9 protein-coding genes are annotated in these 11,149 nt (G+C 74.4%); 4 read left to right on the top strand and 5 right to left on the bottom strand.

All coding sequences use genetic code 11. The annotated features are described in order from the left end of the window. Positions 1-40: 40 nt before the first annotated feature. From ABD254_RS05790 to ABD254_RS05770, 5 genes are all read right to left on the bottom strand, one after another. Positions 41-1,462 (bottom strand): M28 family peptidase, encoded by a 1,422-nt coding sequence (locus ABD254_RS05790; protein ID WP_344246516.1) that lies wholly within the window; start codon positions 1,460-1,462, stop codon positions 41-43. A gap of 154 nt (positions 1,463-1,616) precedes the next feature. Continuing rightward, complete coding sequence (locus ABD254_RS05785; RefSeq protein ID WP_344246514.1) at positions 1,617-2,660, bottom strand: hydroxyacid dehydrogenase; 1,044 nt, start codon at positions 2,658-2,660, stop codon at positions 1,617-1,619. Between the two features lie 58 nt (positions 2,661-2,718). Continuing rightward, positions 2,719-2,988 carry a hypothetical protein gene (locus ABD254_RS05780; RefSeq protein WP_344246511.1) on the bottom strand — a complete coding sequence of 90 codons (270 nt, stop codon included), beginning with the start codon at positions 2,986-2,988 and terminating at the stop codon, positions 2,719-2,721. Continuing rightward, positions 2,985-4,838, bottom strand: coding sequence for a glycosyl hydrolase family 28-related protein (locus ABD254_RS05775; protein ID WP_344246509.1), 1,854 nt, complete (start codon positions 4,836-4,838; stop codon positions 2,985-2,987). Before ABD254_RS05775 ends, ABD254_RS05780 begins: the two co-directional genes overlap by 4 nt. Positions 4,839-4,998: 160 nt before the next feature. Further along, positions 4,999-5,472 carry an Lrp/AsnC family transcriptional regulator gene (locus ABD254_RS05770; protein ID WP_344246507.1) on the bottom strand — a complete coding sequence of 158 codons (474 nt, stop codon included), beginning with the start codon at positions 5,470-5,472 and terminating at the stop codon, positions 4,999-5,001. Positions 5,473-5,611: 139 nt separating this feature from the next. Between ABD254_RS05770 and ABD254_RS05765 the strand changes: the two genes are divergently transcribed. From ABD254_RS05765 to ABD254_RS05750, 4 genes are read left to right on the top strand one after another with little or no spacing between them, the layout of a single operon-like run. Continuing rightward, a complete protein-coding gene (locus ABD254_RS05765; RefSeq protein ID WP_344246505.1) occupies positions 5,612-6,919 on the top strand; it encodes a thiamine pyrophosphate-dependent dehydrogenase E1 component subunit alpha in 1,308 nt (435 codons plus the stop codon). Continuing rightward, on the top strand, positions 6,916-7,971 hold the full coding sequence (locus ABD254_RS05760; protein ID WP_344246504.1) for an alpha-ketoacid dehydrogenase subunit beta: 1,056 nt from the start codon (positions 6,916-6,918) through the stop codon (positions 7,969-7,971). Before ABD254_RS05765 ends, ABD254_RS05760 begins: the two co-directional genes overlap by 4 nt. Beyond that, positions 7,971-9,488: a dihydrolipoamide acetyltransferase family protein gene (locus ABD254_RS05755; protein WP_344246502.1), complete on the top strand. Its 1,518-nt coding sequence runs from the start codon at positions 7,971-7,973 to the stop codon at positions 9,486-9,488. The genes ABD254_RS05760 and ABD254_RS05755 overlap by 1 nt, the downstream gene beginning before the upstream one ends. After that, the gene (locus tag ABD254_RS05750) at positions 9,485-11,140 is read left to right on the top strand and encodes a carboxyl transferase domain-containing protein (RefSeq protein ID WP_344246500.1); all 1,656 of its coding nucleotides are present in this window, start codon (positions 9,485-9,487) and stop codon (positions 11,138-11,140) included. Before ABD254_RS05755 ends, ABD254_RS05750 begins: the two co-directional genes overlap by 4 nt. Positions 11,141-11,149: the final 9 nt, after the last annotated feature.

The following is an 11,149-nucleotide window of genomic DNA, read 5'->3' as shown; positions in this document are numbered from 1 at the left end:
GAACTCGAAACGTTGGCCTCGAACTCGACGACGAGGACGCTCAGCCGCGCGCCAGCGCGAACGTCGCGCAGCCGATGATCTCGATCGACACCGCGAGCCGCTCGGGCGAGATGTTTCGCGCGATCGTGTCGTCCGAGGAGTGGTACGGCGGCTCCAGGAGCGCGGGGCTCTCGGCGGCCCGCCACGTGAAGTTGCCGCTCGGCACGCCGACCTCCTGGAACGACTGGTGGTCGCTGGAGCCGCGCTGCGTGACGTCGCTCATCCTCGCGTCGTACCCGAGGCGCCGGCCGGCGGCGAGCACCTCAGCGTTGACCACGTTGGGCTGGCCGTCGTACGACAGCACCCAGTAGCGCTCGGCCGGGTCCCAGCTCGTGCCGACCATGTCGTTGTTGAACACCCCGCGGATGCCGGCGCGAGCGTCGTCGTCGAGGCTCGCCACGTAGTTCCGGGACCCGACGAGCCCGACCTCCTCGGAGCCCCAGAGCGCGAACTGGAGATCGGCCTCGACCGGCACCCGGCGCAGCGCCCGGGCCAGCTCCAGGGTCAGCACGGTCCCCGAACCGTCGTCGTTGGCACCCTTCGCGCCGATGACCGAGTCGTAGTGGGCGCACACCATGACCTTCGGCCGGACGCGGCCCGGCATCCCCGTCCCGCGCCGCGTGCCGATCACGTTGGACGACGTGAGCGAGCGGTGATGGGTGGTCGTGACGTCGAGCGTGACCGGACCGGCTGCCGCCGAAGCGAGGAGCGCGTGCTTCTGCACCTGGCCGACGCCGACGACGGGGATGGTGACCGGCGTCGCGCCGGCGACGAGCGCAGGGACGAACGTCGACGACTGCCGTGGGGCGATGCCGTCGATCCGGGTCCAGATCAGGGCGCCCGCACCGCGCTCCTGCGCAACCTGCGCGAACGTCGTGAGGCTCTCGTCGGCGACGTCGATCGCCCGGAGCACGACCGCCCCGCCGAGGTCCGCCGGCAGGTCCCGAGGATCGGCGGACGGGGCGACGAGCAGCGGACCCGAGACCTGGGCGTCCATGGCACCGGCCGAGGCCGCGCCGACGCCCCAGCACAGGGTGTCGTCGAGGGCGGGGGAGCGGATCTCGCCGAGATACCGGTCGGGCACCGCGAACGACGGGGTCTCGACGTCGTACCCGTAGTCGTCGAGGACGCCGGCGAGGTAGCGGGCGGCGCGCCCCTCGGCGGGGGTGCCGCTGTAGCGCTGGCCGATCCGTTCGGTCAGGTGGTGGAGGTGGTCGAGGGCGTTGCCGACGTCGACCTTGGCGAGCACCTGACGGTCCCACGGCGTGAGGCGGGGCGAGCTCATGGTGGCGGGGCGCCGGCCGTCGACGCCCCAGGCGGGGGCGGCGACCGCGCCGGCGGCGCCCGCCCCGAGCAGGGCGAGGGCGGTGCGACGGGTCAGGTCTGAGGGCGTGCGCGACGAGCCGGCGATCCGAGCGGTCAAGGTGGCCTCCTCCGGTGGGATGGTGGCGCTGACGCTAGACGCGGGCTGAGGAATGTGCAATAGATCACAGATGTGCCGTGAGATCGCCTCCGGCACCGAGCCGGACACCGGCAGGTCGGGTCTCGGTCCGTCGCCCGTGACGTCCCGGTTCGGCTCAGGCCGTGCGGTCCAGCCGGTCGGCGTCCACCGGCGCGGCGAACGGCTCGCCGCGGACCCAGCGGGCGACCTCGTCGACGGCGAAGGCACCGAGCCGGTGCAGCTCCCCGCCGAGCGAGCCGGCGACGTGCGGGGTGAGCAGCACGTTCGGGTGGTCGTACAACGGCGAGTCCGCCGGCAGGAGCTCCGGCGTCGTCACGTCGAGCACGGCGTGCAGCCGGCCCGCGACGACGGCCTCCGTGAGCGCCGCCGTGTCCACCAGCGAGCCGCGCGCGGTGTTCACCAGGGTGGCGCCGTCGCGCATCATCCCCAGTCGGCGGGCGTCGATCAGGTGCCGCGTCTTCGGCAGCGCGGGCGCGTGCAGCGAGACGACGTCGCTGGCGGCGACCAGCGTGTCCAGGTCGACGAGCCGGGCCCCCAGGCTCGCGGCAGCGGGCTCGTCGACGTACGGGTCGGCGAGGAGCAGGTCGAGCTCGAACGGCGCGAGGAGCCCGAGGACCCGGCGCCCGATCTTCGAGGCGCCCACCACCCCGACCGTGCGCCGGTAGTTCCCGGCGTCCGGGACCAGGGCGCTCCAGTCCTGGGCGCGTCGCTCGGCGCCGTACCGGCGGGCGATCGGCCAGATGCGCTTGTTGGCCAGCAGGATCGTGGCGACGGTGTACTCGGCGACGGGGATCGCGTTGACGTCTGCCGCGGTGCTCACGGGAAGGCCGGCGTCCCAGAACTCGTCGGGCAGGTGGCCCTTGACCGACCCGGCGGCGTGCACGACGGCGCCCAGCCGCGGCGCGTGGCGCAGGACGTCGCGGGTGACGGGCGGGCAGCCCCAGCCGGTGAGCAGCACGTCGGTCCGGGCGAGCACGGCGCGGGCCGCCGCCGAGCCGAGCTCGTGCAGCACCTCCGGCTCGACCTGCGCGACGCCGCGCAGCCGCTCCAGGTCGCCGTCGGCGAACAGCCGGGCGCGCAGGCCGGGCTGCATCACGAACGTCACGGTCGGCGGGGTCGTCCGGCGGGCGGCAGGCTGCTGGCCTGGGCGGTCGTCCATGAGGCGTGAGCCTACGAGCGCCGCGCGGGTCGTGCACCAGTGCGTGCCTCGGCGCGTGTCACCACGGCGACGGGGCGGGCGGCGCGACGACCGGCGGGGTGTCGTTGCAGCTGATGACGTTCGGCGTGTAGCGGGTCAGCCAGCTCGCCGGCCCGTCACCCCACGGCGTGATGGTCTGGCCGTCGTTGCCGCCGAGGTCGGTGAGCGCGAACTCCGAGCCGTTCTCGAAGTCCCAGTTGAACGCCCCGCAGTTGTTGACCCCCGCCCAGCCGACGTTCCGCGCGTCGACGTTCTCGAACGACGCCCCGCCGGCGGTCCGGGCGCTCACCACCGACGTGCCGGCGCCGTCGATGCGGACGTCACGGAACGGAGGCCGTCGATGCGGTGGTCGTCCTTCACGCCGTACTCGGTGACGAGCATGATCGCGTTGTACGTGCTGTCGAGGTAGTGGTCGCCCGTGACGGTGACGTCCGCGTCGATGCTGCGGTCCAGCGCGTAGAACCAGATCGCGCCCAGCCCGATCTTCCAGTTCAGGTCGAGCCCGCCGGCGCGCACGGTCGTGTTGTCGCGGAAGGTGAGCGCGCCCTCGAACGGTTCGGCGCCGAAGCGCGCGCCCGCGTGCAGGCCGGAGCCCTCGCGCACGGGGTCGGCCACGAGGTTGCCCTCGACGGTGACGTCCCGGCCGCCGTAGATCGCGATCCCGTTCGCCAGCACGGGCGTCTGCACGGTGTTGCGGGCGAACCTGTTGCCGCTGTTCTGGTCGACGTGCGCCCACATGGCCATCGCGTCGTCCCCGGTGTTGCGGAAGACGCTGTTCGTCACCGACGAGTCGGTGACGCCGCGGTGGAAGTTCACGCCGTCGCCGATCTGGTCCGCGACGACGACGTCGGACACGTGCGTGTTCGCCATCGGGCCGTCGAACCACAGGCCCACCTTGGTGCGGTGGATGTACAGGTCGGAGATCGTCGAGTCGCTCATGGCGCCGCCGACGCCGTTCACCTGGTCGGTGTCGATCCGTTCGCGCACGTCGCCGACGATCGCGAAGCCGGACAGGTGCACCTCGTGCGAGCCGCCGTCCTCGGCGTACTTTCCGTAGAAGCCGACGCCGGTGTGCACCGAGCCATCGGGCGCCGGCTCGGGGAGCTCGACCTCGCGGCCGCGGACGATCGAGTACCAGCTCCCGGCGCCCGTCACGGTGACGTCGTCGACGATCACGTGCCGGTTCACGCGGAACACCCCTGGGGGGATCCACAGGCCGCGGTCGTGGGCGGACGCCCAGTCGACGCCGCGCTGGAACGCGGCGCCGGAGTCGCGCCGCCCGGTGGGGTCGGCGCCGAACCACAGCACGCTCACGGCGCCGTGCGGCTTCGCGGCCGGGGCGCCCACGAGCTCGGAGTCGAGCAGGTCGACGGTCGTCAGGTCGGCCTCCGCGCCGCGGGGGACGCTGAGCCGCACGACGTCGCCCGCCCGGTACCGCTTGCCCAGCAGGAGACGCTGCTCGTCGTAGAAGTGGCTGGGCCGGAACGGCTTGACCAGCCAGTCGGGGTCGGCGGTGCCGGGCACGCAGCCGCACTCCGTCATCCACCAGTCGGGCTGCAGCAGGTCGGCCTGCGGGTCGTTGGTGAACGGGTAGGTGTTGTACAGCCAGGCGTACTCGGACGTCAGCGTCATCGTGCGTCCGGGGCCCGCCGGCAGGAGCCGGCCGTGGTGGTCGCGCAGGACGCGCACCTCGAGCGGCGAGGTGATGCCGCCACCGGCGGGCGCGTCCGGGATCGAGTAGCGCACCGTGATCGCGTCGGCGTCCGCGGGGAGCGTGAAGTCGACGTGCTGACCTTCGGCGAGCTGGACGGCCGACCGTCCGGACGCCTCGGCGGCGAGGGAGTAGGCAGCACGGCCGGGGGCGAGGACGGTGCCCGTCGTGGTGGCGTTCTCGGCCTCCTGCTCGAAGAAGTCCACGTCGGCGCCGCGCCCGGCGACCAGGTCGGGGTCGATCGCGGCGCGGGTGACCACGGGCGCCGGAGGGTCGCCGGCGTCGTCGTGCGCGGTCGCGGCCGCGGCGGGCCCGACGACGGAGGCGCCCGCGACCAGGGCGGCGGACAGCAGGGCCGCGGACAGGCGCAGGGCCGCGGGGTGACGCCGGAGGCGGGTGGCTTCGGGCCTGTCTGCAGGGCGTGTCATCGTCGACTCGTCTCTGTCGGTGGCCGGCTCGAGGCCGGGCGGCGCCGGTGCCGCACGCGACAGACTAGGGCGAAGGCCAGCGAACCGACAAGGTTGAATTCATTTCCTGCACCGGATTGTCGATTTCTTGCAACCAGGACCCCGCGCCCGTCGGTGCCGCTCAGAGTTCGCGGCGTACCTGCTCGATGAGGGGCCGGAGGCGGTAGGGGATGAGCTCGCCCATGGACAACGACGTCTCGGTGCGTTCGACGCCGTCGATGGCGAGGATCGCGGCGTCGATCCGGAAGAGGTGGTCGGTGTCCCGGCACACGACGTGCACGCGCAGGTCGGCCGCGCCGCTGTGCCCGTACGCCTGCACCACCTCGGGGATCTCGGCGAGCCGCTCGACGATCGCGGGCAGCGCCCGCTGCCGCACGGTCAGCTCGAGGAACGCCGTCAGCGGGTAGCCGAGCGCCGCAGGGCTGATGCGCCGGTCGAAGTCGAGGAAGGCGCCGGACTCCTCGAGCCGCGCGAGGCGGGCGTGCACCGTGTTGCGCGACAGCCTCAGGCGCTCGGCCAGGGCGGCGATCGTGGCCCGCGGGTCGTCGGCGAGCGCGGTCAGAAGTCTCAGGTCTACGGCGTCGTAGCTGCGCACATCGGTCAGCCTAGCCGGGAGGTGCTGAGCACTCTGCTCAACGGGTGCGAAGGTGCTGGTCGGGCCCTGTGAGCGGCGTTACGTTCGCGGTAGCCGGGGCTCGACGAGGAGCCCCGCGACGACGCGAGGTGAGGCGACCATGCCCGACACCATGGGCGGGGTGGCGCGCGACGACCTGTCACGAGCGGGCGGAGCACGCACCGAGAACGGCACGACGCACGACCCGACCGAAGGCACGACGCACGGCGCGACCGGACCGGCCGGCGCCGAGTCCGGCGCCCTGACCGGCATCATGGTCGGCCTGCTCGACGAGAAGGGCGTCCGGCACCCGGACCCCGAGCTCGACCGCTGGCTGACCGACGTCGACGCCGGCACCGACGAGGCGGACGCGGCCCTGCTGCGCCTGTACTCCGACATGGTCACGGCGCGCCGCGTCGACGCCGAGGCCACCGCGCTGCAGCGCCAGGGCGAGCTCGCGCTGTGGCCGCCGCTGCTGGGGCAGGAGGCGGCCCAGGTGGGCTCGGCCCGCGCCCTGCGCGACGACGACTTCGTCTTCTCCAGCTATCGCGAGCACGCCGTCGCCATGGTGCGCGGGGTCACCCCGGCGCAGCTCACGCCGGTGTGGCGGGGCGTGACGGCGTCCGGCTGGAACCCCTACGACGTCGGGATGGCGACGCCGCAGGTCATCATCGGGGCGCAGACGCTGCACGCCGTCGGGTACGCGTACGGCATCCTCGCCGACGCCGAGCGGGACCCCGCCTCCGTGCCCGACGGCGGCACCGCCGCCGCCGTCGCCTATTTCGGCGACGGGGCGATCAGCCAGGGCGACGTCAACGAGGCGTTCGTGTTCGCCGCGACGTGGGCGACGCCCGTGGTCTTCCTCTGCCAGAACAACCAGTGGGCGATCTCGGAGCCGGTGGCGCTGCAGTCGCCGACGCCGCTCGCCGACCGGGCCGCCGGGTTCGGCCTGCCCGGCGTGCGGGTGGACGGCAACGACGTGCTCGCGATGCTCGCCGTGACCCGCGCCGCGCTGCACCGCGCCCGCACCGGCGGCGGCGCGACGCTGATCGAGGCCGTCACCTATCGCATGGGCCCGCACACCACGGCCGACGACCCGACCAAGTACCGCGACGCCGACGAGCTCGCGACCTGGGCCGACCGCGACCCGATCGAGCGGTTCGCCGCCTGGCTCCGCTCGCGCGGCACGCTCACCGACGACGCCGAGCAGGGGGTCCGCGAGGCCGCCGACCGCACGGCGACGGAGCTGCGCGCCGGCTGCACCGGCACCGTCGACCCGCCGCCGCTGCGCATCTTCGAGCACGTGTACGCCGAGCCGCACGCCTCGCTCGACGCCGAGCGCGACGCGTACGCGGGCTACCTCGCGACCTTCCCGGACGGCGCCGACGGCGAGCACGCCGGGGCCGCCGGGCAGGGGGGTGCCCGATGACCACGACGACGCTCACGCTCGCGAAGGCGCTGGGGGCCGGGCTGCGCCGGGCGATGACCGACGACCCGCGCGTCATGGTCCTCGGCGAGGACATCGGCCGGCTCGGCGGGGTGTACCGGGTGACGGACGGGTTGCAGGCGGAGTTCGGCACGCGCCGCGTGGTCGACACGCCGCTGGCGGAGTCCGGCATCCTCGGCACCGCCATCGGCCTCGCGTACCGCGGCTACCGGCCGGTCGTCGAGATCCAGTTCGACGGCTTCGTCTACGTCGCGTTCGACCAGATCGTCAGCCAGCTCGCCAAGATGCACAAGCGCACGAACGGCGCGGTGACGCTGCCGATCACCATCCGCATCCCCGTCGCGGGCGGGATCGGCGCGGCGGAGCACCACTCGGAGTCGCCCGAGGCGTACTTCGCGCACACCGCGGGGCTGCGGGTCGTGAGCGTCGCGACGCCGCAGGACGCCGCGACCGTGCTGCGGCAGGCCGTCGCGTGCGACGACCCCGTCGTCTTCTTCGAGCCCAAGCGGCGCTACCACCTCAAGGGCGAGGTCGACCCCGACCTGCCCCTCGACCGGGCGACGCCGATGGACACCGCGCGGGTCGTGGCACAGGGCGACGACGTCACGCTCGTGACGTTCGGCTCCCTCGTGGCGACGGCGCTGGACGCCGCGGTCGCGGCGTCGGACGAGGGGGTGTCGGTCGAGGTGATCGACCTGCGCTCGCTGTCGCCGATCGACCACGCCGCGGTCGAGGCGTCGGTGCGGCGCACCGGGCGGCTCGTCGTCGTGCACGAGGGCCCGCGGCAGGCCGGCCTCGGCGCGGAGATCGCCGCCACCGTCACCGAGCGCTGCTTCGAGTTCCTCGAGGCGCCGCCCGTGCGCGTCACCGGGCACGACGTGCCCTACCCGCCCGCGCGGCTGGAGACGCACCAGGTGCCCGACCTCGACCGGATCCTGGACGGCGTGGACCGCGTGCTGGGGCGGGTGCCGCTCGCGGCGGACGCGGCCGCGGGCCCGGGTGCCGGGACTGCGCGGACGGAGGTGGGGGCGTGATGGCCACGCGCGAGTTCCGGCTGCCCGACCTGGGCGAGGGGCTGACGGAGTCCGAGGTCGTCGAGTGGCGCGTCGACGTCGGCGACGCTGTCGTCCTCAACCAGGTGATCGCCGAGGTCGAGACCGCCAAGGCGCTGGTGGAGCTGCCGTCCCCGGTCGCGGGGGTGGTGCAGACGCTGCACGCGGAGCCGGGGCAGGTCGTGCAGGTCGGCGAGCCGCTCATCACCTTCGACCTGTCCGACGGCGCTCCGGCCGGCGAGGGCGGGAGCGAAGGACCCGCGCACGGGGCCGCGGACCCCGACGTCGCCGCGGATCCCGACGTCGCCGCGGACCCAGGCGTCGCCGCGACCCAGGACGCCGCCGCGACCGGCGGCGCCCCGACGGACAGCACCGCGGCTGACACAGCGACCGAGGACGCCGCTGCCGACACCGCCGACGACGGACCCGAGCCGAACCTCGTCGGCTACGGCGCGCGCCCGGAGCGCGCGGGGCGACCGCGTCGTCGACCCCGCCGCTACGCCGCGGCGACCGCCGCCTCGGCGTCCGCACACTCGACGTCGTCCGCGCAGGCCACCCGCGACGACGGCGGCGGGCGCCCGCGCTCGACGCCGGTCGTCCGGACGCTGGCGCGCGAGCGCGGCGTCGACCTCGCGACGCTGACGGGCACCGGACCGCACGGGCGCATCACCCGGGAGGACGTCGAGGCCGCGGCGCACGCGCCCACGAACGGGCACGGCCCCGCCGCGCCGGCCGAGAGCCGCACCCCCGTGCGCGGGGTGCGCAAGCACACGGCGGCGGCGATGGTCGCGAGCGTCACGACCGCGCCGCAGGCGACGGTGTTCCTCACCGTGGACGTCACGGCGACCACGGAGCTGCTCGCCCGACTGCGCGAGCACCGGGCGACGCGCGGCACGCGGATCACGGTGCTGGCCCTGGTGGCCCGAGCCGTGCTGGCGCTGCTGCCCGCCCACCCGGCGCTCACGGGCCGGTGGGAGGACCTGCCCGGCGGCGGCGCCGAGATCGTGCGCCCCGCGCACGTGAACCTCGGGATCGCGGTGGCCACCGAGCGCGGGCTCGTCGTGCCGCACGTGCCCGCCGCGGACACCCTGTCGCTCACGGGTCTCGCGACCGCCCTCACGGAGCTCACCGAGACGGCCCGCGCCGGGCGCACCACCCCCGAGCGGCTGACCGGCGGCACGATGACGATCACCAACGTCGGCGTCTTCGGCGTCGACGGCGGCACGCCGATCCTCAACCCGGGGGAGTCGGCGATCCTCGGCGTCGGGCAGGTCGCCCGGCGGCCGTGGGAGCACTCCGGCGAGGTCGCGCTGCGCCAGGTGACGACGCTCAGCCTCACGTTCGACCACCGGGTGGTCGACGGCGAGCAGGGCGCGCGCTTCCTCGCCGACCTGGGCGCGCTGCTCACCGACCCGGCGCTCGCGATCCTCACGACGCCGGTCGAGCCTGTCGAGACCCGGGCTTCGACAAGCTCGACCAACGGCGGTGGCGCCGCGTGACGACGCCGACCACCGTGCTGACCAGCGCCGTCGACCCGCGCGCCGACGCCGCCCGCGCCAACGACGAGGCCCAGCGGGCGCTCGCGGACCGGCTGCGCGAGCGCACCGCCGACGCGGCCCGCGGCGGCACCCAGCGCGCCCGCGACCAGCACACGTCACGCGGCAAGCTGCTGCCCCGCGACCGGGTCGCGCGGCTGCTGGACCCTGGCACCCCGTTCCTCGAGGTCGCGCCGCTCGCCGCGCACGGGCTGGACCCTTCGACAGGCTCAGGGCAGCGCGACGCGTGGCCGGGCGCCGGGGTGATCGCGGGGGTCGGGGTGGTCAGCGGGCGGCAGGTGATGGTCGTGTGCAACGACCCCACGGTGAAGGGCGGCACCTACCACCCGATCACCGTGAAGAAGCACCTGCGGGCTCAGGAGATCGCGCTGGAGAACCGGCTGCCGTGCGTGTACCTGGTGGACTCGGGCGGCGCGTTCCTGCCGCGGCAGGACGAGGTGTTCCCGGACCGGGACCACTTCGGGCGGATCTTCTACCACCAGGCCCGGCTGTCGGCGGAGCGGATCCCGCAGATCTCGGCCGTGCTCGGGTCGTGCACCGCGGGCGGGGCGTACGTGCCGGCGATGAGCGACGAGACCGTGATCGTGCGGAACCAGGGCACGATCTTCCTCGGCGGGCCGCCGCTGGTGAAGGCCGCGATCGGCGAAGAGGTGACCGCCGAGGAGCTGGGCGGCGGCGAGCTGCACGCCCGCCGCTCGGGCGTCGTCGACCATCTGGCCGACGACGACGAGCACGCCCTCGACATCGTGCGCGACATCGTCGCCACGCTCCCGCCCGACCCGGAGCCCGCATGGGACGTCGCGCCGTCGCGCGAGCCCGCCGTCGACCCCGAGGGGCTGTACGCGGCGGTCCCGGTCGACGTGCAGCAGCCCTACGACCCGCGCGAGGTGATCGCGCGGCTGGTCGACGGCAGCGAGCTGCACGAGTTCAAGGCCGAGTACGGCACCACCCTGGTCACCGGGTTCGCCAGGATCCACGGGCACCCTGTCGGGATCCTCGCCAACGCGGGCGTCCTGTTCCGCGAGTCGGCGCTCAAGGGCGCGCACTTCGTCGAGCTCGCCGACCAGCGCGGCGTCCCCCTGCTGTTCCTGCAGAACATCTCGGGCTTCATGGTCGGGTCGGACGCCGAGGCCGGCGGCATCGCGAAGGACGGCGCCAAGATGGTCACCGCCGTCGCGACCACGCGGGTGCCGAAGCTCACGGTCATCGTGGGCGGGTCGTTCGGGGCGGGCAACTACGCGATGTGCGGGCGGGCGTACTCTCCGCGCTTCCTGTGGGCGTGGCCGGGCTCGCGGATCTCCGTGATGGGCGGCCAGCAGGCCTCGTCGGTGCTGGCTACCGTCAAGCGCGAGCAGCTCGCGCGCCGCGGCGAGGAGTGGGACGGCGAGGAGGAGGCCGCGTTCCGCACCTCGATCCGGGACTCCTACGAGGCGGCCGGCGACCCGTACCACGCCACCGCCCGGCTGTGGGACGACGGCATCGTCGACCCGCTCGACACCCGGCGCGTGCTCGGCATGGCGCTCGCCGTGTGCGCCCGCACGCCGCTGCCGGCGGCCGACGCGACGGGGCCCCGCTTCGGGCTCTTCCGGATGTGAGGGCGATGT

Source organism: Isoptericola hypogeus, assembly GCF_039531145.1.
In the GTDB taxonomy this organism is placed as follows: domain Bacteria; phylum Actinomycetota; class Actinomycetes; order Actinomycetales; family Cellulomonadaceae; genus Isoptericola; species Isoptericola hypogeus.
This window is presented reverse-complemented; position numbering and strand designations above follow the sequence as displayed.

What these genes read in the sequence shown, in the direction of transcription:
- ABD254_RS05765 (WP_344246505.1), top strand. Translation starts at nt 5,612, where the DNA reads ATGCCCGACACCATGGGCGGGGTGGCGCGCGACGACCTGTCACGAGCG.
- ABD254_RS05755 (WP_344246502.1), top strand. Translation starts at nt 7,971, where the DNA reads ATGGCCACGCGCGAGTTCCGGCTGCCCGACCTGGGCGAGGGGCTGACG.
- ABD254_RS05785 (WP_344246514.1), bottom strand. Translation starts at nt 2,660, where the DNA reads ATGGACGACCGCCCAGGCCAGCAGCCTGCCGCCCGCCGGACGACCCCG.
- ABD254_RS05775 (WP_344246509.1), bottom strand. Translation starts at nt 4,838, where the DNA reads ATGACACGCCCTGCAGACAGGCCCGAAGCCACCCGCCTCCGGCGTCAC.
- ABD254_RS05760 (WP_344246504.1), top strand. Translation starts at nt 6,916, where the DNA reads ATGACCACGACGACGCTCACGCTCGCGAAGGCGCTGGGGGCCGGGCTG.